Raw genomic sequence first — 25470 nt, forward strand, 5'->3', positions numbered from 1 at the left:
CGGGAGGCGAATTCTACAGCGTTACACGCTGCTGTCAACACCTCTTTTTCAACTTCTTTCTGGCTTCGATAACCTGAAGCAACCCACTGCCGAAAACATCATAACTCATTGAATCTCAAGGAGTTTTCCGTTTCGACTGCGCCGGAAGTGGGGCGAATTATAGACGTCTGGAATTCGCCGTCAACACCTATTTTCAATTCCCCTCAGACTTCAACGAAATACGCGCGAATGCCTTCTTACCGGCCTGGCAAACGTGAGTCGCCCCCAGTACGTATATAAAGGAGCGATCAACCACCTCACCATCAACCCGCACACCACCAGAAGCCAGCAGATCTCGTGCAGCAGCGGAGTTCTTCACCAGGCCCGCCTTGTTAAGGACAGCAGCGATTGGCATATCTTCAGCAGAAGCCAATTCGATCTCCGGCAGATCATCCGGCAACTCGCCATCCTTCATACGATTACCCGCTGCGCGGTGAGCATTGGCAGCCGCCTCTTCACCATGGAAGCGTGCAACGATCTCTTCAGCCAGTTTGATTTTGATATCGCGCGGATTGGCTCCAGCCTCTACATCAGCACGGAACGCACCAATCTCATCCATGGTACGGAAACTGAGCAACTCGAAGTAACGCCACATAAGCGCATCCGGAATAGAAACCAGCTTGCCGTACATGACACCAGGCGCCTCCTGGATGCCGACGTAATTGCCCAGCGACTTGGACATTTTCTTCACGCCATCCAGCCCTTCCAGCAGCGGCATAGTCAGAATGCACTGAGCCTCTTGACCATAACCACGTTGCAACTCACGCCCCATCAGGAGATTGAACTTCTGATCGGTACCACCCAACTCGACATCCGCACGCAGAGCGACAGAGTCATAACCCTGAACCAACGGATAGAGAAATTCGTGAATCGCGATCGGCTGATTGGTGGTGTATCGCTTATCGAAGTCATCACGTTCAAGCATGCGAGCAACGGTGTACTGCGAAGTCAGACGAATGAAATCTGCCGGCCCCATCTGATCCATCCAGGTGGAGTTGAACGCAACTTCGGTCTTCGCCGGATCAAGAATCTTGAACACCTGAGTCTTGTATGTCTCGGCATTTTCCAAAACCTGCTCACGAGTCAGCGGCGGCCGTGTTGCGCTCTTGCCGCTCGGATCACCGATCATCCCGGTAAAGTCACCTATAAGGAAGATCACCTGATGCCCCAGCTCCTGGAACTGGCGCAGCTTATTAATAAGCACGGTGTGACCCAAGTGCAGATCGGGAGCGGTTGGATCGAAACCAGCCTTAATACGCAGCGGCTGGCCACGCTTGAGCTTCTCGACCAGCTCGGACTCGACCAACAGTTCTTCCGCACCACGTTTAATCAGCGCTAGCTGCTCTTCAACCGACTTCATAACAGACCCGCAAGGCTCAGATTCAAAGGGAACCAACCATACAAGATCGCGCACCAATTACAAGTTTTGCCCGGCGCACGGACACCAATCCACAGACGCGAGGTCTGTAGACTTGCTTCAGAGATGATTTGGTTATATTTTATACAGTTATTTCATCTTCATCATGTCATTCATCTTTTCCAATTCATCATTTTTCAAAGTCAAAATTACTTATGACCACAGAACAGTCTAAAGCGCCGCCGCTTTACCCGAAGACCCACCTGCTCGCCGCAAGTGGAATCGCCGCCCTTCTCAGCCTGGCGCTCCTGGTATTTCCTTCCAGTGATGTTGAAGCCAAAAAGACAACCCTGAGCCTTGAACTGGAAAGTCCTGCTGATCAACTGGCACAAGATCAAGACGCCGCTGACGCGGCTCAAGCCACAAACGAGCCAGTAGCTTCGCCATTTGCACAGGTAGAAAACAGTAGCGAAAACACCACTGAAGCCGCCTCTGCGACAGCTCAGCCCCCCGAAAAACCGAAAGACCCCGGGCACCGTGAAATCGTCGTCGCCAAGGGCGATACGCTGTCCACATTATTCGAAAAGGTGGGGCTGCCGGCTTCGGCCGTGCATGAAGTACTGGCCAGTGACAAGCAAGCCAAGCAATTCAGCCAGCTCAAACACGGCCAGAAACTCGAATTCGATCTGAATCCGGAAGGGCAACTGACCAGCCTTCACAGCAAGGTCAGTGATGTCGAAACCATCACCCTGACCAAGAATGACAAAGGTTATTCCTTCAACCGTGTTATCGCGAAACCTACCGTTCGCACTGCTTATGCACACGGCGTCATCAACAGTTCGCTGTCGCAGTCCGCTGCGCGTGCTGGTCTCTCTCACAGCCTGACCATGGATATGGCCAACGTATTCGGCTATGACATCGACTTTGCGCAGGACATCCGTCAGGGTGATGATTTCGACGTCATCTACGAGCAGAAAGTGGTTAACGGCAAAGCTGTCGGCAACGGTCCGATCCTGTCCGCGCGGTTCACCAACCGAGGCAAGACCTACACCGCAGTTCGTTACACCAACAAACAGGGCAACAGCAGCTATTACACGGCTGACGGCAACAGCATGCGCAAGGCGTTTATCCGTACCCCGGTGGACTTTGCCCGCATCAGCTCGAAGTTCTCCATGGGACGTAAACACCCTATTCTCAACAAGATCCGCGCTCATAAAGGTGTCGATTACGCAGCACCACGCGGCACCCCCATCAAGGCTGCCGGTGACGGCAAAGTGCTGTTGGCCGGCCGTCGCGGTGGCTACGGCAACACAGTGATCATCCAGCACGGCAATACTTACCGTACCCTTTACGGCCACATGCAAGGCTTCGCCAAAGGCGTAAAAACCGGTGGTACCGTCAAGCAGGGCCAAGTGATCGGCTACATTGGCACCACCGGCCTCTCCACCGGTCCGCACTTGCACTATGAATTCCAGGTCAACGGCGTTCACGTCGATCCACTGGGACAAAAGCTGCCAATGGCCGATCCGATCGCCAAATCCGAGCGCGCTCGCTTCATGGCTCAGAGCCAGCCGCTGATGGCACGCATGGATAAAGAGAAGGCCACAATGCTGGCTTCGAGCAAGCGTTAAGCCATGACCCTGTATATCGGTGTAATGTCGGGCACCAGCCTCGATGGCCTGGACATCGCGCTGATCGAACTTGCCCCGGCGATCAAACTGATCGCCTCGCATTACATCCCTATGCCTGACCCCCTGCGCGCCGAGCTACTTGGCTTGTGCGCCAGCGGCCCTGACGAGATCGCCCGCTCTGCGATTGCACAGCAGAACTGGGTAAAGCTCGCCGCTCGGGGCATTCACACCCTCCTCGATCAGCAGAAGCTCCAACCTCAAGCCATACGCGCGATAGGCAGTCACGGCCAGACCATTCGCCATGAGCCCGCACGCGGCTTCACCGTACAAATCGGCAGCCCAGCCCTGCTGACAGAGTTGACGGGGATCACCGTGGTCAGCGACTTCCGCAGCCGCGATGTCGCTGCCGGAGGCCAAGGCGCGCCACTGGTACCAGCCTTCCATGAAGCCTTGTTCGAAGAGCGTACCGGCAACCAGGCTGTCTTGAATGTCGGCGGTTTCAGCAATCTCAGCCTGATCGAGCCGAACAAGCCTGTAGCCGGTTTCGACTGCGGCCCCGGAAACGTGCTGATGGACGCCTGGATTCAACAACAAGTCGGAGAAAACTACGATCGCAATGGTCAGTGGGCAGCCACTGGCGCCGTTGAACCAAGCCTGCTCAAAGCACTGCTCAGCGACCCTTTCTTCGTGACCAAAGGGCCGAAAAGCACGGGGCGGGAAGTGTTCAATCTGCCTTGGCTGGAGCAGCACCTCTCGCACCTACCGAAGCTTGCTGCTGAAAACGTCCAGGCCACGTTGCTGGAGCTGACTGCGCTGACTATCGTTGAGTCGCTGCAAAGCGCTCAATCCGATACCAAAGAACTGTTGGTCTGCGGTGGCGGCGCGCACAATGCCACGCTTATGAAGCGACTGGCCGATCTGCTGCCGAAGGCAAAAGTCGCCAACACCGCCACGCGCGGTGTAGACCCGGACTGGGTCGAAGCCATGGCTTTCGCTTGGCTGGCCCATTGCTGTCTCGAAGGCATTGCCGCCAACCGCCCAAGTGTCACCGGCGCCCGCGGCCTTCGAGTACTTGGCGCCATCTACCCGGCCTGACTCAACTCACAGAAAACAAAACGCCGCAGAACCGTGAGGCTCTGCGGCGTTTTGCTGTGTACAGCGAAGTGCGATCAGATCGAGAACGAAGATCCGCAACCACAGGTCGTGGTGGCGTTAGGGTTCTTGATCACGAAACGCGAACCTTCCAGACCTTCCTGGTAATCCACCTCGGCACCGGCCAGGTACTGGAAGCTCATCGGGTCAACCACCAGACTCACGCCTTCGCGCTCGACGATGGTGTCGTCCTCTGCCACCTCTTCATCGAAGGTGAAACCGTATTGAAACCCTGAACAACCGCCGCCCGTAACGAATACGCGCAGCTTCAAGCGATCATTCCCCTCTTCATCGACCAGGCTCTTCACCTTGTGCGCGGCACCGTGGGTGAATTGCAAAGCCGTGGGGGTGAAGGATTCGACGCTCATGCTGACTATCTCCCGGCGTTACGCCGCCATAATGCGTGATGACGCGCATTATCCGCTTGTCCGAGAAAATCGGTCAACTATTGTTACGGTATATCAATCAAGCCGATCGGCGGTTCAGAACGCAAAAAGGCCCGTTCAACGGGCCTTTTTACTGTGCAACCGAAAGGTTACGGCAGCATACCGGCGTGGGACAGACCGAAACGCTCGTCCAGGCCGAACAGGATGTTCATGTTCTGCACCGCCTGCCCCGACGCGCCTTTGACCAGGTTGTCGATCACTGACAACACCACAACCAGATCGCCATCCTGCGGACGGTGAACCGCAATACGGCAAACGTTGGCGCCGCGCACACTGCGGGTTTCCGGATGACTGCCGGCTGGCATCACATCGACGAACGGCTCATCGGCATACCGCTTTTCGAACAATGCCTGCAGATCCACCGAGCGATCAACCACGGTCGCGTAGAGCGTGGAATGAATGCCACGGATCATCGGGGTCAAGTGAGGAACGAACGTCAGACCGACATCCTTGCCCGCCGCACGACGCAGCCCTTGGCGAATTTCCGGCAGGTGACGGTGACCTTTCACCGCGTAGGCCTTCATGCTTTGCGACGTCTCGGAGTACAGCGAGCCTACAGCCGCGCCGCGACCTGCACCGCTGACACCGGACTTGCAGTCAGCGATCAAACGCGAGGTGTCGGCCAGACCGGCTTCAAGCAACGGCAGAAAACCCAACTGTGTTGCGGTTGGATAGCAACCCGGCACCGCGATCAGGCGTGTTTTCTTGATTTGCTCACGATTGACTTCAGGCAAGCCATAGACAGCTTCATCCAGCAACTGCGGAGCACCGTGAGGCTGACCGTACCACTTTGCCCATTCTTCAGCGTCTTGAAGACGGAAGTCCGCAGACAGGTCGATGACCTTGGTGCCTGCGGCCAGCAATTCACCTGCCAGTGCGTGAGCCACACCGTGCGGCGTCGCGAAAAACACCACATCGCAAGCGCCCAACGTTTTGATATCGGGCACGCTGAACGCCAGGCCGTCGTAGTGTCCGCGCAGGTTCGGGTACATGTCAGCCACGGGCAGACCGGCCTCGGATCGGGAAGTGATCACGACCACTTCTGCCTGCGGATGCTGCGCCAACAGACGCAGCAGTTCGACACCGGTGTAACCCGTGCCGCCGACGATACCGACCTTGACCATAAACCTGCCCTCAACGAACCCACTGGAAAGCCGTCGATAATAGGGGCCACGCGCGCCTGCGACAACCATCAAGGTGACGTGCGGACGCTCAAGCCTCTACTATCCGGCTTACCGTGAATGAGGGAAAAACCAAAATGCTCTATCTGTGGATCAAGGCTTTTCACATCGTCAGCGTCGTTTGCTGGTTTGCCGGGCTGTTTTACCTGCCGCGACTGTTCGTGTATCACGCGCAAAGTGAAGACACCGTCAGCAAGGAACGCTTCAGCGTCATGGAGCGCAAGCTGTATCGCGGCATCATGGGCCCGGCAATGATCGCTACGCTGATTTTTGGCGGCTGGCTGATCTACCTCAACCCGAGCATCTTCAGCCAGGGGGGCTGGATCCACGCGAAACTGACCCTGGTCGTCTTGCTGATCGGCTACCACCACATGTGCGGCGCGCAGGTAAAACGTTTCGCTCGTGGCGAGAACACCCGCAGCCATGTCTTTTATCGCTGGTTCAATGAAGTGCCGGTTCTGATATTGCTGGCTATCGTAATTCTGGTCGTGGTCAAGCCGTTCTAACTTCAACGAACACAACACTTTGGGGTACTTCCAATGTCGCTGCCCGCTCTGCTCGAACAACGTCTGCGCCTGCCAGTGGTAGCGGCGCCGATGTTTCTGATCTCCAACCCTGAACTGGTGATCGCCTGCTGCCGTAATGGCGTGGTCGGTAGCTTCCCGGCGCTGAACCAACGCGAAAGCAGCGGTTTCAAAGCCTGGCTGGAACAGATCGAAGCGGGGTTGGCGACACTGAACAACCCGGCACCGTACGCAGTGAACCTTATTGTTCACAACAGCAACCCGCGTTTGCAGGCGGATCTGAATATCTGCATCGAGCACAAGGTGCCCATCGTCATCACCAGTCTCGGCGCGGTCAAGGAGCTGGTCGACGCCGTGCACAGCTATGGCGGTCTGGTCTTCCACGACGTCACCACCCGCCGTCATGCCGAGAAGGCTGCCCAGGCGGGTGTCGACGGTTTGATCGCAGTGGCGGCCGGCGCCGGCGGTCATGCCGGTACCTGGAGCCCGTTTGCACTGATTGCCGAGATCCGTGAGTTCTTCGACAAAACGTTGTTGCTTGCAGGATGCCTGAACCATGGGCATGAGATTCTCGCTGCACAGATGCTCGGCGCGGATTTGGCCTACTTCGGTACGCGATTTATCGGCACCACTGAAAGTCATGCACCTGACGCCTACAAGCAGATGCTGCTGACAGCCAAAGCGGCAGACATCATTCATACTCCCGCGGTCTCGGGGGTGCCTGCCAGTTTCATGCGTCAAAGCCTGGAGGCAGCCGGTTTCGACATGACCGCGCTACAAGGCAAGGGCGAAGTGAATTTCGGCGATAAGCTCAAACCAATAAGCGACGAAGCCAAAGCCTGGAAAACCGTGTGGTCTGCCGGTCAAGGTGTCGGACAGATCGATGATCTGCCAAGCGTGGATCAGTTGATCGCGCGCCTCGATGCCGAGTACCGCCAGGCCCAGGAGCGCGCAGCGCAGTTGCCCAAACGCTGGCCTCGCTGAGAAAATTGCGCCCGTCCCTGGTGGACAGGCCTTACACTAACGACCTTTCAATCTACTCGCGACAAGGATGCCTCGCCCATGAGCGACACCCGTTACAAGATCGTTTTCGACGGCGCTCTACAGCCCGGTGTCGATATCACCACTGCCAAACTCAATCTGGCGGATCTGTTCAAAACCGAAGTGACCGCCATCGAGCGTCTGTTCAATGGCAGTACAGTGGCACTCAAACGCGACCTGTCCCATGGCGATGCCCAAGCTTATTTGCAAGCGCTGAGCAAAACCGGGATCGATGCGCGCATCGAAACAGAAACAGCCATTGAGCTGAAGCTATCGGACGTCCACGAACAATCCGCTGGCGTGGCAGAACCGGACTCACCCTATGCACCACCTCGCGCCAGCGTAGGCGAGAGCCTGCCGCCATTCGCCACGCTCAAACCATTCAGCGTCGAAGGCAGGATTGGACGTTTACGCTTTCTGGCCTGGACGATGGTACTCAGCCTGGTGACGATGCCCATCGTCGGCGTGTTCGCCTTGATTGCGCTGGGACTGGTCAGCAGTGACTCCACCACCGGACTGATCATCGGCGGCATCTTTGCCTTTTTCCTGTTTCTGGGATTCATGATTGTCAGCATCCTGTTCACCGTTCAACGTTTGCACGACATCGGCTGGTCAGGCTGGCTGTGGTTACTGAACCTTGTACCGTTCGTGGGCAGTTTCTTCCCGCTGGTGATTATGGCCGTCCCCGGCAATACCGTCGCCAATCGCTATGGCCCTCCACCGCCCCCCAACAGCACCGCAGTGAAAGTGCTGTGCTCCCTGTGGATCGTGTTTGTCGCGCTGATATTCGCGGGCGCAATACTCGGTGGAATCTCGGCGGTTCAGCAGGAATACGAAAGCACCCTGGAAAGCAGTTACGAAAGCGGCTCTGTGACCACCGACGAAATCGATGTCGAAGTCGAAGTCGAGCCGGCAGCAAATTCCGCTGACGAGGCAGCCGAAGCCGCGCAGGCCCCTGTAGACTCTGCGAACGAATGAACAGCGCTCCCCGCCGTGACACCCGCGTCGCTGGCGCGCAGTTGTTGCGATGGAGAATTGCATGACCCGTTACGCTCTGATCACTGGCGCCTCCAGCGGAATCGGCCTGGCCATGGCCGAAGCGCTGGCCCGGCGCGGCCGCAACCTGATTCTGGTGGCACGACAGCGTGATCAGCTGGAAAGCATTGCGATCGAACTGACCCAGCGCTTCGGCGTCGATGTGCTGTTCCGCGCCTGCGATCTGGGCGAGCCGTTGCGCCTGTCCGGTTTTTTGCTGGAGCTTGAAGAAGGTGACCGACAGATCGATCTGTTGGTGAACTGCGCCGGCATCGGTACCTGTGGCCCCTTTTTGGCTCAGGACTGGATGACCGAACAGGATCTGATCGAGGTCAACATCCTCGCCCTCACCCGCTTGTGCCATGCGATCGGCAACAGCATGGCGCTGCAGGGTGGCGGGCAGATTCTCAACGTTGCCTCGATTGCCGCGTTCAATCCCGGCCCGTGGATGAGCACGTACTACGCCAGCAAGGCCTATGTCCTGCATTTTTCCGAAGCGCTGCGCGTGGAACTCAAGCAGAGCGCAGTAAAAGTTTCGGTTCTGTGCCCTGGCCCTACCCGCACAGCCTTTTTCCGCACCGCGCAGCTCAACAACGACAAACTCAACGACAGCAAAATGCTGATGAGTCCCGAAGAAGTCGCGCTATACACCGTGCGCGCACTGGAAAAAAACCGCGCGATCATCATTCCAGGACGGCGCAATCGCTGGCTCGCGTTTCTGCCGCGACTCGGTTCGCGCTGGCTCAATCGCACCCTCGTCGGCATGGTCAACAAGGCTTACTGCCCGCGCTGAACTGTCCTACGGCAAAACACTGGGCGGGCCCATTCCCCATGAGTACACTCAGGCCAGCCCACACAACGGAGAAAACAGCAGTGGATACTCTGTTCACCAAGATCATCAACCGGGAAATCCCGGCGAACATCATTTACGAGGACGACCAGGTTCTGGCGTTCCACGACATCGCCCCTCAGGCACCGGTACATTTTCTGGTGATCCCGAAGAAACCGGTGCGTACCCTCAATGATCTGACTGAAGACGACAAGGCACTGGCTGGGCATATCCTGTTCACTGCACAGCGTCTGGCGCTGGAGTTGGGTTGTGAAGAAGGCTTTCGCGTGGTGATGAACTGCAATGAAAAAGGTGGGCAGACCGTCTATCACATTCATATGCACGTACTGGGTCAGCGCCAGATGAACTGGCCACCGGGCTAAGGCACAATCCCCTCCACTGCGGGGGTGGGGCTTGCTCGTGAAGATGTGAGTACTTTCGGAGCATCTTCGGCTGACACACCGTTTTCGCGAGCACACCCCGCGCCCACAAAGCGGCATGCCCCTGCGGCATATGACCCAGCGCAAACCTTCCCTGGCCGATTCGGTTAAACTGGCCATCGAGATTCTTCCCGGAGGTCAGCATGACTACCCAACGTCACTACTCGCCGATTGACCGTCTTCTGCTGCAAGCCGATGCCGCGATGCGTACATTACTGCCATTCAGTGGCCAGCCGTACCGCCCGTCGCCGGCCATCCTGCAGCCGGAAACACAAATGAGCGACGAAGACACCCGCCATGTCGCCGGCCTGATGCGTATCAACCATACCGGTGAAGTCTGTGCCCAAGCGCTGTATCAGGGCCAGGCGCTGACCGCCAAGTTGCCGCAGGTGCGCGAAGCCATGGAGCACGCCGCCGAAGAGGAAATTGATCACCTGGTCTGGTGCGAACAACGCATCCAGCAACTAGGGAGCCATACCAGCGTTCTCAATCCGCTGTTTTATGGCATGTCGTTCGGCATCGGTGCTGTCGCTGGCTTGATCAGCGACAAGGTCAGCCTGGGGTTTGTCGCGGCCACCGAGCATCAGGTGTGCAAACACTTGAATGAGCATCTGGAGCAACTGCCGACTGAGGATGAAAAATCTCGGGCAATTCTGCAGCAGATGCGTATCGATGAAGAGCATCATGCCGAAAGTGCGCTGGAGGCTGGCGGTTTCCGCTTTCCGGCACCGGTCAAGTTCGGGATGAGTCTTTTGGCGAAGGTGATGACCAAGAGCACCTACCGGATCTGAAGATTGCATCCCTGCGAAAGAGCCTCTTCGCTGGTCAGTCAACGCCCACCGCTTCTTTATCCCAGCCATAAAAAAGGCGACTACCGCTAAGTAGTCGCCTTTTTTGTGCCTCGGCCCCGCCGGCTGGCCGATCACCGCCCTTAAAAAAGTGGCGCATCATGCAGACGTCAACCGGGGGTCGCCAGATCCTGCACTGCCTTTATGACGGTTGAATGTCGATTCAACCGAGTTCGACGATTTCGTAATCGTGGGTGATAGCAACGCCAGCGGCGCCGAGCATGATCGAAGCCGAGCAATATTTTTCGGCAGACAGTTCGATAGCGCGCTTGACCTGAGCTTCTTTCAGGCCACGGCCCTTGACCACGAAGTGCATGTGGATCTTGGTGAACACCTTCGGATCTTCAGTCGCGCGCTCGGCTTCAAGGAAGGCTTCACAGCTTTCAACGTTCTGACGGGACTTTTTCAGAATGCTGACCACGTCGAAGTTGCTGCAACCGCCGACGCCCAGCAGGAGCATTTCCATCGGGCGAACACCCAGATTACGACCACCGGCGTCCGGCGGACCGTCCATGACCACAACATGCCCACTACCGGATTCGCCGAGAAACATGGCCTCACCAGCCCATTGGATGCGTGCCTTCATCGCCCAGACTCCACTGTAAAAAAAGGGTCGCCAGCTTATCACAGGGCTTTGCTCTGGCAGCGAGCAGCGTTCATAGGACGAATGCTCCACCAGCGTAGGTAATTTCTCGAATTTGCGCGGAAGTGTCTGGTAAGCTGGCGCCAATTCGCTGGCGCTCAGCCAGTTGTGTAGCGACCGCCTTCAGCGCCTCATAAAAAATCAAACATAACCGTGCAGTTTTTTCGGGATACAACCATGGTTGCTATTACCCCCACACCCAAAATCAAGAACCTCGACAAGCTGTTGACGCATTGTCAACGCCGCCGGCATGCGGCCAAGAGCAACATCATTTGTGCTGGCGATCGTTCGGACACGTTGTACTTCATCATCAAGGGGTCGGTGACGATCCTGATCGAGGATGACGACGGCCGCGAGATGATCATTGCGTACCTGAATGCGGGGGACTTCTTCGGCGAACTGGGACTGTTTGAACAGGCCGGCCAGGAACAGCAGCGCAGTGCCTGGGTGCGGGCCAAGGTCGAGTGCGAAACGGCGGAAATCAGCTACGCGAAGTTCCGCGAATTGTCACAGCAGGATCCGGACATTCTTTACGTCCTCAGCGGACAAATCGCACAACGCCTGCGCAACACCACGCGCAAGGTCGGCGATCTGGCGTTCTTCGACGTCACGGGACGAGTGGCACGCTGCCTGTTGGAGTTGTGCAAGCAACCCGACGCGATGACCCACCCGGACGGCATGCAGATCAAGGTGACCCGTCAGGAAATCGGCCGGATCGTCGGTTGTTCGCGGGAGATGGTCGGTCGTGTGCTCAAGGATCTGGAGGAGCGCAACCTGGTCGACGTGAAAGGCAAGACGATGGTGGTCTTCGGTACGCGTTAGATACCGACGCTGTACATCTGCGCCAGCATTAAACGAAAGAGCTCATCGAGTCGCGCCAACGCCTGTGGCGCGCTGAATTTCTCGTGCAAAGCGATATGGCTTTCGGCACGCACTCGCGATTCCAGGCCACAAGCTTGGTTGAAACGATTGACCGCCGCGACCATCGATTCGCGTTCGTTCTCCATCAGCATCGCACCGTGTACCAGGCCTACCGGACGCTGTCCGCCCTGACTATGGCGCCAGCGCTGGGCGGTGCCAACCATTTTGCGGCCGTCGAGATTAACGTTGAAACGCCCGTCACAAAAAGCTCCGTCGATCTCACCCAAGGACGATGTGCCGCCCAACTCATCAAGCAACTGACAGATCGGATCGCACAAGCGGCGGTAGCCGGTTTCGATGCGGTTCAGATCGCCTTCGTTGCGGGGTGGCGCGTAGACCAGTGCAATGTTGATCGTCGCCGCAGATTGCGGGACGGGTTCGCCGCCAGTTTCGCGCAGAAGCACCGGCCAGCCGGCAGCGGCAGAGACTTCGCAGGCATGTTCGAAACCGGGGAGGCGATTGAGGCGGCGCGGCATGACCAGCGCGCGGTCGCTGGGTCGCCAGAACAGAAGACCGAACTCCGCATCACCGGCGCAGACGGAGGCGAGCAAGTCCTGCTCGGCTTGCAGTCCGGCTTCGATGGTCAGGGCGGTTGGCTGCGACATGCATGGCTCCGACAGACTTGAAGTCTTTAGAGAATTTGAGGGCCTCTTCGCGAGCAAGCCCGGCCCCAAAGGGGACGCGGGCGCCTGCAAAAAAGATCAGTCGAGGGTCGAGCCGCTGACCGCAGCCCCACGTTCCGGGAAGAACAGACGCTGCAATTCGACCCCCGGGCTTTCGGCGCGCATGAACGCTTCGCCGACCAGGAACGCGTAAACGTCGCTGATTTCCATCAGTTCGACATCTGCACGGTTGAGGATGCCGCTCTCGGTAATTACCAAGCGATCGCGCGGAATACGCGGGAGCAGGTCGAGGGTGGTTTCCAGACTGACGTCGAAAGTGTGCAGATTACGGTTGTTGACCCCGACCAGTGGCGTATCGAGAGTTTTCAATGCACGCTCCAGCTCATCACCGTCGTGCACTTCCACCAAGACATCAAGACCAACGCCTTTGGCCACCGACGCCAACTCGGCCATTTTCACGTCATCCAGTGCAGAAACGATCAACAGCACGCAGTCGGCGCCCAGCGCACGGGCTTCGACGATCTGGTACGGATCGATCATGAAGTCCTTGCGGATCACCGGCAGTTTGCACGCGGCGCGAGCCTGTTGCAGGTACGCATCGGCGCCTTGGAAGTAATCGATATCGGTCAGTACGGAAAGACAGGTCGCCCCACCCTTCTCGTAACTTTTGGCAATGTCGGCCGGAACGAAGTTTTCGCGGATCACGCCTTTGCTTGGCGACGCCTTTTTGATCTCGGCAATGACCGCCGGCTGCTTGGTCTTGGCCTGCGCCAACAACGCCTGGGCGAAACCACGGGGCGCATCGGCCGCCTTGGCCAGATTTTCCAGCTCGCTCAGGCTCACACGAGCGCTACGCTCGGCGATTTCCTGAACTTTGCGCGCCAGAATGTTTTCCAGAACCGTCGGTACACTCATCCTTCATTCTCCACTTTGAATACCGCGGTAAAGGCGCCCAGCTCCTCGAGTTTTTCCCGAGCGAGGCCGGTGTGCAGAGCGTCGTGCGCCAGCTCCACGCCTTGTTTCAAACTGCTGGCCACGTCGGCGGCGTAGAGTGCCGCGCCGGCGTTGAGCACAATCATTTCGGCGGCTTTCTGGCCGTTCTCGGTTTTGCGCTTGCCCAGTGCGTCGCGGATCAACGCCAGCGAAGCTTCCGGGCCGTCGACCGACAGGCCGTGCAGGCTCTGGCTCTTCATGCCCAAGTCCTCGGGTTCGACCCAATACTCGGTGATCTCGTTGTTTTTCAGCTCGGCAACAAAAGTCGGCGCAGCAAGGCTGAATTCGTCCAGACCATCCTTGGAATGCACCACCAGCACATGCTTGCTGCCCAAGCGTTGCAAGACTTCCGCCAACGGGCGGCACAACGCCGGGTTGAACACACCCACCACCTGATGTTTAACACCGGCCGGATTCGTAAGCGGGCCGAGCATGTTGAACAGCGTACGCAGCCCCAGATCGCGGCGCGGGCCGGCGGCATACTTCATGGCTTTGTGATGGGTCTGGGCAAACATGAAACCGATGCCGACGTTGTCGATGCAACGGGCGACCTGAACCGGCGTCAGGTTGAGGTAGATACCGGCGGCTTCCAGCAAGTCGGCGCTGCCGCTCTTGCCCGACACCGCGCGATTGCCGTGTTTGGCCACGGTGCAACCCGCTGCCGCAACAACAAAAGAAGAAGCGGTCGATACGTTGAAAATGTTGGCACCGTCACCGCCGGTGCCGACCACATCGACCACACCGTCGAGGGTCTTGAGTTCGACCTGATCGGCCAGTTCACGCATCACCGATACGGCGCCGACGATTTCATCGATGCTTTCGCTCTTCATGCGCATGGCCATCATGAACGCGCCGATCTGCGCGTCAGTGCATTGGCCGGTCATGATTTCGCGCATCACGTCGCGCATTTCATCGGTGCTGAGGTCGAGGTGATCGACGATACGGCTCAGGGCTGTCTTGATATTCACGGGAAGTCCTTAGCGCGTGCCGCCGGTTTGTTTGAGGAAGTTGGCAAACAGTTCATGGCCCTGCTCAGTCAGGATCGACTCGGGGTGGAACTGTACACCTTCTATGTTCAGGGTCTTGTGACGCAGGCCCATGATTTCGTCGACAGAGCCGTCTTCGTGTTGCGTCCAGGCCGTCAGCTCCAGGCAATCGGGCAAGGTCGCGTGCTTGACGATCAGCGAGTGGTAGCGGGTGACAGTCAGCGGATGGTTGAGACCTTCGAAAACGCCCTTGTCCTCATGGAATACCGGACTAGTCTTACCGTGCATCACTTGGCGGGCACGCACCACATTCCCGCCAAAGGCCTGACCGATGGACTGGTGGCCGAGGCAGACGCCGAGAATGGGCAGCTTGCCGGCAAAGTGCTTGATGGCCTCGATGGAGATGCCGGCTTCGGTCGGCGTGCAAGGCCCCGGAGAAACCACGATGCGCTCTGGCTTGAGCGCTTCGATTTCGGCAATGGTCAATTCGTCGTTGCGCACGACTTTGACTTCGGCCCCCAGTTCGCCGAGGTACTGCACAACGTTGTAAGTAAAGGAGTCGTAGTTGTCGATCATCAGCAACATGGCGTTTCGAACCTCTTGAATTCTGACTTGAAGACAGCCTTCAGATGACTTGCCCGCAGGGCGCTGCACGATGTCGGGCGCACAGGTGGCGTCGGCAAAGCGGCATTTCAAACGGGCAAGGAAGGCAAAGCGATACAAATCCGGCCAGGCCGGCAGAAAAGATTCAGGCGCGCCAACGCCAACGGGCGTGTGCCTTGATGACTTGATCCAGAAGTTTGCTGGTGATCAACACGGGGAAGGTCTCGTTCATACGTTCCGGCACAGTAACTTAGCTGGGCAGAGCGTGCAATATGGCGGGGCTGACTGGGGACAAAACTACGCAAGGGTTCGTGACCGATGGCTAAAGGTCGAAAGTTTTTGGTACTGTCGTTTCGTTCACCTACAACAATAAATAAATGGACTTGCTCATGATCAAACAGACGTTGTTTGCACCGCTGGCCGGTTGCTTGCTCGCCCTGGCCTGCGCCCAGGCGAATGCTGCACCCAATCCATACTCAAGCTTCATTGTCTTTGGCGACAGCCTCAACGATGCCGGGACATTCACCGACACCGGCGGCCCGGCGGGCGCCACCCAGCGCTATACCAACCGTACCGGCCCGGTTTATCTGGATGGCAGCGGTGAACTGCGCTCGCTGAACTCCACGCAACTGCTGGGCGGACGCCTCGGGTTTACGGCGGATCAAACGGCCTCCTCCAGCTCCGCTGTACGCGCCAACGCAGGCCTGCCGGACGGCAACAACTGGGCGGTGGGGGGGTATCGAACTGACCAGATCCTTGACTCGATCACTACGCAATCTGCCACAGGGGAACGCACCCGCGCCGGCTACCTGCCGTCGAACGGCTTGCGCGCCGACCCGAATGCGCTGTACTACATTTCCGGCGGTGGCAATGACTTCCTGCAGGGTCGAATTCTCAGCCTGCCTCAGGCTAACGCGGGTGCCGACCGATTGGCTGACAGCGTACAAGCCCTGCAAACGGCCGGCGCCAAATACGTGATGGTCTGGCTGTTGCCTGATGTCGGTTTGACCCCGGCCATCAACGGTACGCCTTTTCAGGCGCTCAGCAGTCAACTCGCCAGCCAGTTCAACAGCCAATTGGTGACACGTTTACAGGGCATCAACGCTGAAATCATTCCGTTGAATATTCCAGTGCTCCTGTCGGAGGCTTTCGCAGATCCCGGACGTTTTGGCCTGGCCACCGACCAGAACCTGACCGCAACCTGCTTCAGCGGCAGCAGTTGCACGGAGAATGCCCGCTACGGCATCAACAGTGCGACGCCGGATCCGAGCAAGCTGATCTACAACGACGGCGTACACCCGACCGAAACCGGGCAGAAACTGATCTCCGACTACGCCTATTCGCTGTTGGCCGCACCGTGGGAGCTGACACTGCTGCCGGAAATGGCCCACGCCACGCTGCGTGCGCACCAGGATGAACTGCGTACTCAATGGAAAGCGGATTGGGAGAACTGGCAACCCGTCGGTCAGTGGCGGGCGATTGTCTCCGCCGGTGGCCAGCACCTGGATGTCGACAGCCAAAGCAGCGGCGCCAGCGCCGACGGCAGTGGTTACAACCTCAACGTGGGTGGCAGCTATCGCCTCAATGACGCTTGGCGGTTAGGCGTAGCGGCAGGTTTCTACCGGCAGAATCTGGAGGCAGGCCACAACGATTCGGACTACAAACTCAACAGCTATCTGGCGACAGCCTTCGCCCAGTTCCAGCAAAACCGCTGGTGGGCTGACGCTGCGCTGACCGGTGGCAAACTCGACTACGACAACCTCAAGCGCAAGTTCGATCTGGGCGTCAGTGAAGGTGCGGAGAAAGGTGATACCGACGGCCACCTGTGGGCGTTCAGTACCCGCATCGGATACGACATTGCCCAACCGGGCAGTGAATGGCATTTGTCGCCGTTCGTCAGCGCCGACTACGCCAGCGTGGATGTCGACGGTTACTCGGAAAAGAGCAACCGGGCCACAGCGCTGACCTTCGATGACCAGGCGCGCGATTCGAAACGTCTGGGCCTCGGTATTCAGGGCAAGTACAACATCACCCCACAAACCCAGGTGTTTGGTGAGTACGCCCACGAACGTGAGTACGAGGATGACGTGCAGAAGGTCAACATCGCGCTCAATACCCTGCCGGCCAACGACTTCAAACTCGAGGGCTACACACCGCAGAGTCATTTGAACCGTTTGAGCCTGGGCGTCAGCCATAAACTGACGGCCGATCTGGCGCTGCGTGGCGGTTATACGTTGCGCAAGGACGATGACTTTACCCAGCAGGGGGTTAACGTCGGCGTCGTGCTGGACTTCTAGGATCAATAAAAAACGCGGCGTCCTTTTGGGCGCCGCGTTGAATATTCGCAGATCCGCCGCTTTCGCGAGCAAGCCTGCTCCCACAGGTATTGGCGTGAACTCAGCTATCCGGGGTTTGCTCGGCCAGTGCCACGGCACGGAACATCGCACGGCGCTTGTTCAGGGTTTCTTCCCATTCCAGCGCTGGCACCGAGTCGGCGACGATGCCGCCACCGGCCTGTACGTGCAGTTCGCCGTTCTTGATCACCGCGGTACGGATCGCAATCGCGGTGTCCATGTTGCCGTTCCAGGCGAAGTAACCCACCGCGCCGCCATACACACCACGCTTGACCGGTTCGAGTTCGTCGATGATTTCCATCGCACGAATCTTCGGTGCCCCGGACAAGGTGCCCGCCGGCAGAATCGCCCGCAGCGCGTCCATCGCCGTCAGCCCGGTTTTCAACTGGCCGGTGACGTTGGAAACAATGTGCATCACGTTGGAATAACGCTCGATGACCATCTTCTCGGTGAGTTTCACCGAACCGATTTCCGAGACACGTCCGGTGTCGTTACGCCCCAGATCGATCAGCATCAAGTGCTCGGCGATCTCTTTATCGTCGGACAGCAGGTCTTCTTCCAGCGCCAGATCGGCTTCTTCTGTCGCGCCACGCGGGCGAGTACCGGCAATCGGACGCACCGTGATCAGGTTATCCTCGACCCGCACCAGCACTTCCGGCGAACTGCCGACGACGTGGAAGTCGCCGAAGTTGAAGAAGTACATGTACGGCGTCGGGTTGAAACAGCGCAAGGCGCGATACAGATCGATCGGTGCGGCCTTGAAGTCGATCGACATGCGCTGCGACGGCACGACCTGCATGCAGTCACCGGCGAGGATGTATTGCTTGATGGTGTCGACGGCTTTTTCGTAATCGTCTTGAGTAAAACTGGAGCGGAACACCGGGTCAGCGGACTGCTGCTTGCTGAAGTCCAGACCACGACGCGGGGTGATCGGCTGGCGCAGCTTCTCCAGCAGTCCCTGCAATTGCGCCTGACCTTGCTCGTAGGCATCCGCCTGCGCAGGGTCGGCCAGCACAATGGCGTGCATCTTGCCGGCGAGGTTGTCGAACACCACGACCGCATCGGACACCATCAACAGAATGTCCGGTACGCCCAGCGGATCAGGGTTCGGGCACTTGCCCAGGCGTTTCTCGACATAACGCACGCAGTCGTAACCGAAATAACCGACCAGGCCGCCGTTGAATCGCGGCAGGCCAGCAATGGTCGGCACGTTGTAGCGGGCCTTGAAGGTTTCGACGAAGGCCAGCGGATCTTCAACGTCATGGCTTTCAGTCTCGACGCCATCAACGGTGATGCTGACGTGATGATCGTAAACCCGCAGCACGGTGCGGCACGGCAGACCGATGATCGAGTAACGGCCCCATTTCTCGCCGCCCTGCACGGACTCGAGCAGGTAGGAGTTGGGTTGGTCAGCCAGTTTCAGGTAGATCGACAGCGGCGTGTCGAAGTCGGCCAGGGTTTCGCAGGCCAACGGAATGCGGTTGTAGCCATCAGCGGCCAAGCGCAGGAATTCTTCGCGAATCATAAGATGCCTCGTGGTGTGAGGTGCTGTCAGTCAGGTGTGCAAACGCGCCGGCAGGCCGGCCAGAAACAAGTCAGGCGCGCCAACGCCAGCGGGCCAGGGCCTTGATGACTTTCATCCAGAGTTTGCGGGTGACCACCACGATGGCGTTTCCAGAAGGGGATTGAGAAGCGTCGGGCAACGTTATCTCAGCGGCCGGATCCAGGCAACCGGGAATTAGCTTGCGCAGGTCGTCGATCACCAGTGCCGGGTATTCCTCGGCAATCGGTCGGCCATGGTTGTAGCCGTAACTCAGTGCCACACATTTGACCCCCGCCGCTTTCGCGGCCAGCACGTCACTGCGCGAGTCGCCGACAAACAGCGATTGCGAGGCCGGGATGTTGGCCATTTTCATCACGAAGAACAGCGCGGCCGGGTCGGGTTTCTTCTGCGGCAAGGTATCGCCGCCGATGATCCATTTGAAATAGCGGCCGATTTTCATCTGGTCCAACAGCGGCGCGACGAAACGCTCCGGCTTGTTGGTGATCAGCGCCATGGCCACGCCTTGCTTTTGCAGCCATTTGAGCGTGTCGCGCACGCCGGGATAGACCACGGTCAGCTCGTGGCTGGCGCCGTAGGCCTGCATGAAAATTTCCAGCGCTTGCTCGGCTTCGACGTCATCCACAGAGGCATGATCGATACCGCCGGCCAGCGCACGACGCACCAATACCGGCGCGCCATTGCCAACCCACTCGCGCACCGACTCGATGCCCGCCGGCTGGCGGCCGAGGGTGAGCAGCATGTTGTCCACCGCCGCTGCCAGGTCGGGAACCGAGTCGATCAGCGTGCCATCCAGATCGAACATCACCAACCGTGGCAGTTTGCCCGGGAACAGCTGCTCAAAACCGCTCATGGGCGCGCCAGCGCCAGTTCGGAACGCATCTTGTCGATGACTTCCTGATAGTTCGGTGCATTGAAGATCGCCGAGCCGGCCACAAAGGTGTCGGCGCCAGCGGCAGCGATTTCACGGATGTTGTTGACGTTGACGCCGCCGTCGATTTCCAGACGGATGTCACGCCCCGACGCATCGATGATCGCCCGTGCTTCGCGCAGTTTGTCGAGGGTGCCGGGAATGAACTTCTGCCCGCCAAAGCCTGGGTTGACGCTCATCAGCAGAACCATGTCGACCTTGTCGATCACGTACTTGAGCACGTCCAGCGGGGTCGCTGGGTTGAACACCAGACCGGACTTGCAGCCTCCCTCGCGGATCAGTTGCAGCGAGCGATCGACGTGCAACGTGGCTTCCGGGTGAAAGGTGATGTAGGTGGCGCCGGCTTCGATGAAGTCGCCAACGATGCGATCCACCGGGCTGACCATCAGGTGCGCGTCAATCGGCGCAGTGACGCCGTACTTGCGCAATGCCGCGCAAACCATCGGGCCGATGGTCAGGTTGGGCACATAGTGGTTGTCCATGACATCGAAGTGAACGAAGTCGGCACCCGCGGCGAGGACGTTGTCCACTTCTTCGCCGAGGCGGGCGAAGTCGGCGGAAAGAATCGACGGAGCAATTACGAAGGGCTGCATGACGCACCTTTACTGAGCTAAATCACGATGGCGCGCATTGTATACCTCAAGTTTGCGCGCGCGCACCGTGACGGCGATGATCAGTAGGCGGCGCGGTAGATCTTCTCGATATCAATAGCGCTGAGTTTACGGGGGTTGTTGCGCATCAGCCGTTCAATGCCTGCGGCCTCCAAGGCCATGGCCGGGATCGCGTCTTGCGGCACACCGAAACTGCGCAACCCGGCGGGAATCTCCACCGCTGCACACAAGTCGGTCATGGCCTGCACGGCTTTATCCGCTGCCTCAATGGCACTCAGATGAGCGGTCTTCACCCCCATGGCTTCGGCAATATCCTGCATCCGCTCGACGCAGGCCATCTTGTTCCAGGTCATGACATAGGGCAGCAGTAGCGCATTGCTGACACCATGGGCAATGTTGAAACGCCCGCCCAGCGGATAGGCCAGCGCATGCACCGCACCGACCCCGGCGTTACCGAAGGCCATCCCGGCCATCAGGCTGGCGGTGGCCATGTCTTCCCGCGCTTGCAGGTTGGCGCCGTTGGCGTAGGCCTTGGGCAGGGCCTTGGCGATCAGTTTGATCGCGCCGATGGCCAGGGAATCGGTGATCGGCGAGGCGTTGACCGACAGATAGGATTCGATGGCATGCACCAACGCATCGACGCCACTGGCGGCGGTGACACTGCGTGGGCACGTCAGGGTCATCTGCGGACTGACCAGCGCGACGTCCGGTAATAGATAGTCGCTGACGATGCCTTTCTTCAGTTGCGCAACCTTGTCCGAAAGAATGGCGACGTTGGTCACTTCCGAGCCGGTGCCGGCGGTGGTCGGGATGGCGATCAGTGGCGGGCCTTTGCGTGGCACCTGTTCGACGCCGAACAGATCCTCCAGCGCGCCGTGATAACCGGCATAGGCGGCGACACTTTTGGCGATGTCGATGGCACTGCCGCCGCCCAGACCAATCAAGCCGTCATGCCCGCCCTCGCGGTACGCGCGCATGCAGTCTTCGACAATGGCGATTTCCGGGTCCGGCAGCACGCGGTCGAAAATCTCGTACTCGCGCCCGCCCAGTTGCACCAGCGCCAGCTCAACGGTGCCGGATTTGACCAGCGCGGCGTCGGTGACGATCAGCGGGTTGTCGATGTCGAGGCGGGTGAGTTCCGCCGCCAGTTGCTCGATGGCGCCGGCGCCGGTGATCAGTTTGTGAGCGATTTTGAACTGGGAAAGACTCATGGTGCGCAGCCTCTTATAGATAGGGGAGCTGGGCACAAGATTAGCTGGGGATTCGGGGTTGTCTGCTATTCAGGTCGTGAATAACCCAAGACTTCGCACACAACACAAATCCCTTGTGGGAGGGGGCTTGCTCCCTCCCACCGTTTTCACCGAGTACGGCTTTAGACCTGGGCGGTGCGCAGTTTTTCACTACGGCCACGCAACCATTCCAGGGTCAGCAGCAGGATCACCGAGAAGGCGATCAGCAAGGTCGCGGCAGCCGCAATCGTCGGACTGAGGTTTTCGCGAATCCCGCTGAACATCTGCCGAGGCAACGTAACCTGCTCAGGCCCGGCCAGAAACAACGTCACCACCACTTCATCAAACGACGTCGCAAAGGCAAACAACGCCCCGGAAATGACCCCTGGCGCAATCAGCGGCAAAGTCACGCGACGGAACGCGGTCAGCGGCGAAGCACCAAGACTGGCCGCCGCCCGCACCAGATTATGGTTAAACCCCTGCAACGTCGCCGACACCGTAATGATCACAAACGGCACACCGAGTACCGCATGCACGACGATCAGCGAGAAGAAGCTGTTGCCCAGGCCCAGTGGCGCAAAGAACAGATAACTGGCCACACCAATGATCACCACCGGCACGACCATCGGCGAAATCACCAGCGCCATCACCAGCGGTTTGCCGGGAAAGTCGCCACGGGTCAGGCCGATCGCTGCCAGCGTACCGAAGACCATGGCCAGCGCGGTTGCGGCCGGGGCCACGATGATGCTGTTGCGAAGCGCCCGCATCCACTCCGCCGAGGCGAAGAAGTCCTGATACCAGTGCAGCGAAAAGCCTTGTAGCGGGTACACCAGGAAACTGCCCGAGTTGAACGACAGCGGCACGATCACCAGCACCGGCAGGATCAGGAACAGCAAAATCAAGCCGCACAGGATCCGCAAACTGTAGAACCACACCCGTTCGATGGGCGACATGTAAGGACTCAGCATCTCAAATTCCCCTTAGCTCAGGCGCAGGCGACTGGCGCCCACCAGCCAGCTGTAAATCAGATAAAGCACCACGGTTGCCAGCAGCAGCAAGCCGCCCAGCGCGGTGGCCATGCCCCAGTTGATACTGGTGTTGGTGTAGAACGCGACGAAGTAGCTGACCATCTGATCGTTCGGGCTGCCGAGCAGCGCCGGGGTGATGTAGTAGCCGATGGCGAGGATGAACACCAACAGGCAACCGGCGCCGACACCCGCGTAGGTCTGCGGGAAGTACACCCGCCAGAAACTGGCGAACGGATGGCAGCCCAGCGAGATCGCGGCACGCATGTAGGTTGGCGAGATGCCTTTCATCACGCTGTAGATCGGCAGAATCATGAACGGCAGCAGGATGTGTACCATCGAGATGTAAACGCCGGTGCGGTTGAACACCAACTCCAGCGGTTTATCGATGATGCCCATCGCCATCAGGGCGCCGTTGATCAGACCGCCCGATTGCAGCAACACGATCCAGGCGGCCACGCGCACCAGAATCGAGGTCCAGAACGGCAACAGCACCAGAATCATCAGCAGGTTGCTCTGGCGTGATGGCAAGTTCGCCAGCAGATAAGCCAGTGGATAAGCGAGCAGCAGGCAGATTACGGTGATGACCAGGCCCATCCAGAACGTACGGGCGAAGATATCGAGGTAGATCGCCTGATCGGGGGTGGCCGGGGCGATCTCGCCGAGGTCGTCGATGCGATGGTCGACTGCCGCCAGCAGGTAATACGGGGTGATGCTGCTGGTGTTGCGCTTGACCGCTTGCCAGTAGGCCGGATCGCCCCAGCGCTCATCGAGTGCTTCCAGGGCGGCTTTATAAGAGGCCGGCTCGCTGGCAAATGGCAGCGCCCGGGCCGTTTTGGTCAGCAGGCTGCGATAGCCGGCCAACTCCATGTTCAAGCGCTTGGACAAATCGCCCAGCGTCGAGTTTTTCCGGGCTTCGGCGAGGTCATCGCTGGCAGCCTTGTAGACCGGTTCGGCGGGTAGACCGCGACCGTCCCAACTGACGATGGCCGCCACGGTGCGCGGCATGCCGCCGACCACTTCCGGGTTGCCGACGCTTTTGTAGAGCAGCGCCACGATCGGCACGAGAAACACCAGCAACAGAAAAAGCACCAGCGGCGCAATCAACGCCTGGGCCTTCCAGCGGTTGACCCGCTCGGCGTGCTTGAGCTTCTGCTTCAAGGTGGGGCTGGCGCCCTCGTTCAGGGGAACGGCGATGGCCATGACGTACTCCGCAAATCTTTGATCGTTACAGAGGTGGCGGACCACCTCGATCGATTGATGCACACAGATCCAAATGTGGGGGCGACGGTGCGACGATTCGACTTGCTCGCGAAGGCGGCGTGTCAGTCGACATCAATGTTGAATGTACTGGCGCTTTCGCGAGCAAGCCCGCTCCCACAGGAGGGCGAGCCCTCGGGTTACTTCGCCGCCCAGGCGTTGAAACGCTGTTCCAGTTGCTCGCCGTTGTCAGCCCAGAAACTGACGTCGATCTGCACCTGGTTGGCGATGTTTTCCGGGGTGGTCGGCATGTCTTTCAGAACATCCTTGGACAGCAGCGGTACGGCTTGGGTGTTGGCCGGGCCGTAGGCGATGTTTTCCGAGTACGTCTTCTGCTGCTGCGGCTGCACCGAGTAGGCGATGAACTTCTTCGCCGCTTCGGCACGCTTGGCGTCCAGACCTTTCGGGATGGCCCAGGCGTCGAAGTCGTAGATGCCGCCGTTCCAGACCACTTGGAGGTTGGACTCTTTCTGCACGGCAGCGATGCGACCGTTGTAGGCCGAGCTCATGACCACGTCGCCGGAAGCAAGGTATTGCGGCGGTTGAGCGCCGGCTTCCCACCACTGAATGCTGGGTTTGAGCTCATCGAGTTTCTTGAACGCGCGGTCCTGACCATCCTTGCCGGCCAGCACTTTGTAGACGTCCTTCGGCGCAACGCCATCGGCCATCAAGGCGAATTCGAGGGTGTACTTGGCGCCTTTACGCAGGCCACGCTTGCCCGGGAATTTCTTGGTGTCCCAGAAATCAGCCCAACTGGTTGGCGCGGTTTTCAGCTTGTCGGCGTTGTACGCCAGTACGGTCGACCAAACGAAGAAACCCACGCCGCAAGGCTGGATCGCCCCTTTGACGTAGTCTTCGCTCTTGCCGAACAACGCGGGGTCCAGTGGCTCGAACATGTCTTCGTCGCAACCACGGGACAGTTCTGGCGATTCAACCTCGACCAGGTCCCACGACACGCTCTTGGTATCGACCATGGCTTTGACCTTGGCCATTTCGCCGTTGTACTCGCCGGCAATGATCTTGCCGTTGCCCGCCGCTTCCCACGGTGCATAGAAGGCTTTGACTTGCGCCGCCTTGTTCGCCCCGCCAAACGACACCACGGTCAAATCCGGGCCAGCGGCCATTGCGCTTGCCGCACCCATCAGGCCCAGGGTCAGGGCGGTGAACTTCAGGGATCTCAACATTTATTGTTCTCTCCACGTGCAGG

The 25470-nt window shown here is 58.7% G+C and carries 25 protein-coding genes; 10 read left to right on the forward strand and 15 right to left on the reverse strand.

All coding sequences use genetic code 11. The features are described 5' to 3' along the window. Positions 1–193: 193 nt before the first annotated feature. Complete coding sequence (gene tyrS / locus AACY11_RS19880; RefSeq protein WP_339433333.1) at positions 194–1399, reverse strand: tyrosine--tRNA ligase; 1206 nt, start codon at positions 1397–1399, stop codon at positions 194–196. Positions 1400–1611: 212 nt separating this feature from the next. Between tyrS and AACY11_RS19885 the strand changes: the two genes are divergently transcribed. Beyond that, positions 1612–3027, forward strand: coding sequence for a peptidoglycan DD-metalloendopeptidase family protein (locus AACY11_RS19885; protein WP_339495594.1), 1416 nt, complete (start codon positions 1612–1614; stop codon positions 3025–3027). 3 nt (positions 3028–3030) lie between these two features. Further along, the gene (locus tag AACY11_RS19890; RefSeq protein ID WP_339495571.1) at positions 3031–4122 is read left to right on the forward strand and encodes an anhydro-N-acetylmuramic acid kinase; all 1092 of its coding nucleotides are present in this window, start codon (positions 3031–3033) and stop codon (positions 4120–4122) included. A 74-nt stretch (positions 4123–4196) separates the two neighbouring features. Here the strand turns inward: AACY11_RS19890 and erpA are convergent, their stop codons facing one another. Both erpA and argC read right to left on the reverse strand, forming a co-directional pair. Then, complete coding sequence (gene erpA, locus AACY11_RS19895; protein ID WP_060541601.1) at positions 4197–4547, reverse strand: iron-sulfur cluster insertion protein ErpA; 351 nt, start codon at positions 4545–4547, stop codon at positions 4197–4199. Between the two features lie 167 nt (positions 4548–4714). After that, positions 4715–5749 carry an N-acetyl-gamma-glutamyl-phosphate reductase gene (argC, locus tag AACY11_RS19900; protein WP_339495572.1) on the reverse strand — a complete coding sequence of 345 codons (1035 nt, stop codon included), beginning with the start codon at positions 5747–5749 and terminating at the stop codon, positions 4715–4717. 134 nt (positions 5750–5883) lie between these two features. Here argC and hemJ point away from each other — a divergent pair, with 134 nt between their 5' ends. From hemJ to coq7, 6 genes are all read left to right on the forward strand, one after another. Further along, positions 5884–6312 carry a protoporphyrinogen oxidase HemJ gene (gene hemJ / locus AACY11_RS19905; protein WP_339433330.1) on the forward strand — a complete coding sequence of 143 codons (429 nt, stop codon included), beginning with the start codon at positions 5884–5886 and terminating at the stop codon, positions 6310–6312. Between the two features lie 33 nt (positions 6313–6345). Then, complete coding sequence (locus AACY11_RS19910) at positions 6346–7314, forward strand: NAD(P)H-dependent flavin oxidoreductase (RefSeq protein WP_339495573.1); 969 nt, start codon at positions 6346–6348, stop codon at positions 7312–7314. A gap of 78 nt (positions 7315–7392) precedes the next feature. Then, a complete protein-coding gene (locus AACY11_RS19915; RefSeq protein WP_339495574.1) occupies positions 7393–8349 on the forward strand; it encodes a DUF805 domain-containing protein in 957 nt (318 codons plus the stop codon). Positions 8350–8410: 61 nt separating this feature from the next. Further along, the gene (locus AACY11_RS19920; RefSeq protein WP_339495575.1) at positions 8411–9199 is read left to right on the forward strand and encodes an SDR family NAD(P)-dependent oxidoreductase; all 789 of its coding nucleotides are present in this window, start codon (positions 8411–8413) and stop codon (positions 9197–9199) included. A gap of 80 nt (positions 9200–9279) precedes the next feature. Beyond that, positions 9280–9618 (forward strand): histidine triad nucleotide-binding protein, encoded by a 339-nt coding sequence (locus AACY11_RS19925; protein WP_122594836.1) that lies wholly within the window; start codon positions 9280–9282, stop codon positions 9616–9618. A 200-nt stretch (positions 9619–9818) separates the two neighbouring features. Then, positions 9819–10466: a 2-polyprenyl-3-methyl-6-methoxy-1,4-benzoquinone monooxygenase gene (gene coq7 / locus AACY11_RS19930; protein ID WP_339433326.1), complete on the forward strand. Its 648-nt coding sequence runs from the start codon at positions 9819–9821 to the stop codon at positions 10464–10466. Positions 10467–10686: 220 nt separating this feature from the next. On the opposite strand, the gene AACY11_RS19935 is transcribed toward coq7, so the two are convergent. Next, positions 10687–11109 carry an OsmC family protein gene (locus tag AACY11_RS19935; RefSeq protein ID WP_221731079.1) on the reverse strand — a complete coding sequence of 141 codons (423 nt, stop codon included), beginning with the start codon at positions 11107–11109 and terminating at the stop codon, positions 10687–10689. Positions 11110–11343: 234 nt separating this feature from the next. Here AACY11_RS19935 and crp point away from each other — a divergent pair, with 234 nt between their 5' ends. Beyond that, on the forward strand, positions 11344–11988 hold the full coding sequence (gene crp / locus AACY11_RS19940) for a cAMP-activated global transcriptional regulator CRP (RefSeq protein WP_339433325.1): 645 nt from the start codon (positions 11344–11346) through the stop codon (positions 11986–11988). Here crp and AACY11_RS19945 read toward each other — a convergent pair. The 4 genes from AACY11_RS19945 to AACY11_RS19960 form a co-directional block, all read right to left on the reverse strand. Beyond that, the gene (locus AACY11_RS19945) at positions 11985–12692 is read right to left on the reverse strand and encodes a lipoate--protein ligase family protein (RefSeq protein ID WP_339495576.1); all 708 of its coding nucleotides are present in this window, start codon (positions 12690–12692) and stop codon (positions 11985–11987) included. The genes crp and AACY11_RS19945 overlap by 4 nt on opposite strands. Positions 12693–12788: 96 nt before the next feature. Beyond that, positions 12789–13625: an indole-3-glycerol phosphate synthase TrpC gene (trpC, locus tag AACY11_RS19950; RefSeq protein ID WP_339433323.1), complete on the reverse strand. Its 837-nt coding sequence runs from the start codon at positions 13623–13625 to the stop codon at positions 12789–12791. Next, positions 13622–14671: an anthranilate phosphoribosyltransferase gene (trpD, locus tag AACY11_RS19955; protein WP_123532375.1), complete on the reverse strand. Its 1050-nt coding sequence runs from the start codon at positions 14669–14671 to the stop codon at positions 13622–13624. The genes trpC and trpD overlap by 4 nt, the downstream gene beginning before the upstream one ends. A gap of 9 nt (positions 14672–14680) precedes the next feature. Beyond that, entirely contained in the window at positions 14681–15274 is a 594-nt protein-coding gene (locus AACY11_RS19960) for an aminodeoxychorismate/anthranilate synthase component II (RefSeq protein ID WP_339433322.1), read from the reverse strand. A gap of 407 nt (positions 15275–15681) precedes the next feature. On the opposite strand from AACY11_RS19960, the gene estP reads away from it, so the two are divergent. Further along, on the forward strand, positions 15682–17589 hold the full coding sequence (gene estP / locus AACY11_RS19965) for an esterase EstP (RefSeq protein ID WP_339433321.1): 1908 nt from the start codon (positions 15682–15684) through the stop codon (positions 17587–17589). Between the two features lie 100 nt (positions 17590–17689). On the opposite strand, the gene trpE is transcribed toward estP, so the two are convergent. The 7 genes from trpE to AACY11_RS20000 all read right to left on the reverse strand — a co-directional run bounded on the left by trpE (position 17690) and on the right by AACY11_RS20000 (position 25447). After that, a complete protein-coding gene (gene trpE, locus AACY11_RS19970) occupies positions 17690–19171 on the reverse strand; it encodes an anthranilate synthase component I (RefSeq protein ID WP_339433320.1) in 1482 nt (493 codons plus the stop codon). Between the two features lie 70 nt (positions 19172–19241). Beyond that, complete coding sequence (locus AACY11_RS19975) at positions 19242–20060, reverse strand: phosphoglycolate phosphatase (protein WP_339433318.1); 819 nt, start codon at positions 20058–20060, stop codon at positions 19242–19244. Beyond that, the gene (rpe, locus tag AACY11_RS19980) at positions 20057–20731 is read right to left on the reverse strand and encodes a ribulose-phosphate 3-epimerase (protein ID WP_007918813.1); all 675 of its coding nucleotides are present in this window, start codon (positions 20729–20731) and stop codon (positions 20057–20059) included. The genes AACY11_RS19975 and rpe overlap by 4 nt, the downstream gene beginning before the upstream one ends. 80 nt (positions 20732–20811) lie before the next feature. After that, on the reverse strand, positions 20812–21960 hold the full coding sequence (locus tag AACY11_RS19985; RefSeq protein ID WP_339433316.1) for an iron-containing alcohol dehydrogenase: 1149 nt from the start codon (positions 21958–21960) through the stop codon (positions 20812–20814). 161 nt (positions 21961–22121) lie between these two features. After that, the gene (locus tag AACY11_RS19990; protein WP_339433315.1) at positions 22122–22946 is read right to left on the reverse strand and encodes an ABC transporter permease; all 825 of its coding nucleotides are present in this window, start codon (positions 22944–22946) and stop codon (positions 22122–22124) included. A gap of 12 nt (positions 22947–22958) precedes the next feature. After that, on the reverse strand, positions 22959–24206 hold the full coding sequence (locus tag AACY11_RS19995; RefSeq protein ID WP_339433314.1) for an ABC transporter permease: 1248 nt from the start codon (positions 24204–24206) through the stop codon (positions 22959–22961). Between the two features lie 197 nt (positions 24207–24403). Beyond that, positions 24404–25447: an ABC transporter substrate-binding protein gene (locus AACY11_RS20000; protein WP_221731090.1), complete on the reverse strand. Its 1044-nt coding sequence runs from the start codon at positions 25445–25447 to the stop codon at positions 24404–24406. Positions 25448–25470: the final 23 nt, after the last annotated feature.

It is taken from the genome of Pseudomonas sp. RA_105y_Pfl2_P56 (assembly GCF_963970845.1).
Classification (GTDB): Bacteria; Pseudomonadota; Gammaproteobacteria; order Pseudomonadales; family Pseudomonadaceae; genus Aquipseudomonas; species Aquipseudomonas baetica_A.

Excerpts from the sequence above, each read along its gene's own strand:
- AACY11_RS19920 (WP_339495575.1), top strand. The coding sequence starts at position 8,411 with ATGACCCGTTACGCTCTGATCACTGGCGCCTCCAGCGGAATCGGCCTG.
- trpE (WP_339433320.1), bottom strand. The coding sequence starts at position 19,171 with ATGATTCGCGAAGAATTCCTGCGCTTGGCCGCTGATGGCTACAACCGC.
- AACY11_RS19975 (WP_339433318.1), bottom strand. The coding sequence starts at position 20,060 with ATGAGCGGTTTTGAGCAGCTGTTCCCGGGCAAACTGCCACGGTTGGTG.
- crp (WP_339433325.1), top strand. The coding sequence starts at position 11,344 with ATGGTTGCTATTACCCCCACACCCAAAATCAAGAACCTCGACAAGCTG.
- argC (WP_339495572.1), bottom strand. The coding sequence starts at position 5,749 with ATGGTCAAGGTCGGTATCGTCGGCGGCACGGGTTACACCGGTGTCGAA.
- trpC (WP_339433323.1), bottom strand. The coding sequence starts at position 13,625 with ATGAGTGTACCGACGGTTCTGGAAAACATTCTGGCGCGCAAAGTTCAG.
- AACY11_RS19935 (WP_221731079.1), bottom strand. The coding sequence starts at position 11,109 with ATGAAGGCACGCATCCAATGGGCTGGTGAGGCCATGTTTCTCGGCGAA.
- AACY11_RS19985 (WP_339433316.1), bottom strand. The coding sequence starts at position 21,960 with ATGAGTCTTTCCCAGTTCAAAATCGCTCACAAACTGATCACCGGCGCC.
- tyrS (WP_339433333.1), bottom strand. The coding sequence starts at position 1,399 with ATGAAGTCGGTTGAAGAGCAGCTAGCGCTGATTAAACGTGGTGCGGAA.
- erpA (WP_060541601.1), bottom strand. The coding sequence starts at position 4,547 with ATGAGCGTCGAATCCTTCACCCCCACGGCTTTGCAATTCACCCACGGT.
- AACY11_RS19915 (WP_339495574.1), top strand. The coding sequence starts at position 7,393 with ATGAGCGACACCCGTTACAAGATCGTTTTCGACGGCGCTCTACAGCCC.
- AACY11_RS19945 (WP_339495576.1), bottom strand. The coding sequence starts at position 12,692 with ATGTCGCAGCCAACCGCCCTGACCATCGAAGCCGGACTGCAAGCCGAG.
- AACY11_RS19885 (WP_339495594.1), top strand. The coding sequence starts at position 1,612 with ATGACCACAGAACAGTCTAAAGCGCCGCCGCTTTACCCGAAGACCCAC.
- AACY11_RS19995 (WP_339433314.1), bottom strand. The coding sequence starts at position 24,206 with ATGGCCATCGCCGTTCCCCTGAACGAGGGCGCCAGCCCCACCTTGAAG.
- AACY11_RS19990 (WP_339433315.1), bottom strand. The coding sequence starts at position 22,946 with ATGCTGAGTCCTTACATGTCGCCCATCGAACGGGTGTGGTTCTACAGT.
- AACY11_RS19910 (WP_339495573.1), top strand. The coding sequence starts at position 6,346 with ATGTCGCTGCCCGCTCTGCTCGAACAACGTCTGCGCCTGCCAGTGGTA.
- hemJ (WP_339433330.1), top strand. The coding sequence starts at position 5,884 with ATGCTCTATCTGTGGATCAAGGCTTTTCACATCGTCAGCGTCGTTTGC.
- AACY11_RS19890 (WP_339495571.1), top strand. The coding sequence starts at position 3,031 with ATGACCCTGTATATCGGTGTAATGTCGGGCACCAGCCTCGATGGCCTG.
- rpe (WP_007918813.1), bottom strand. The coding sequence starts at position 20,731 with ATGCAGCCCTTCGTAATTGCTCCGTCGATTCTTTCCGCCGACTTCGCC.
- AACY11_RS19960 (WP_339433322.1), bottom strand. The coding sequence starts at position 15,274 with ATGTTGCTGATGATCGACAACTACGACTCCTTTACTTACAACGTTGTG.
- estP (WP_339433321.1), top strand. The coding sequence starts at position 15,682 with ATGATCAAACAGACGTTGTTTGCACCGCTGGCCGGTTGCTTGCTCGCC.
- AACY11_RS20000 (WP_221731090.1), bottom strand. The coding sequence starts at position 25,447 with ATGTTGAGATCCCTGAAGTTCACCGCCCTGACCCTGGGCCTGATGGGT.
- coq7 (WP_339433326.1), top strand. The coding sequence starts at position 9,819 with ATGACTACCCAACGTCACTACTCGCCGATTGACCGTCTTCTGCTGCAA.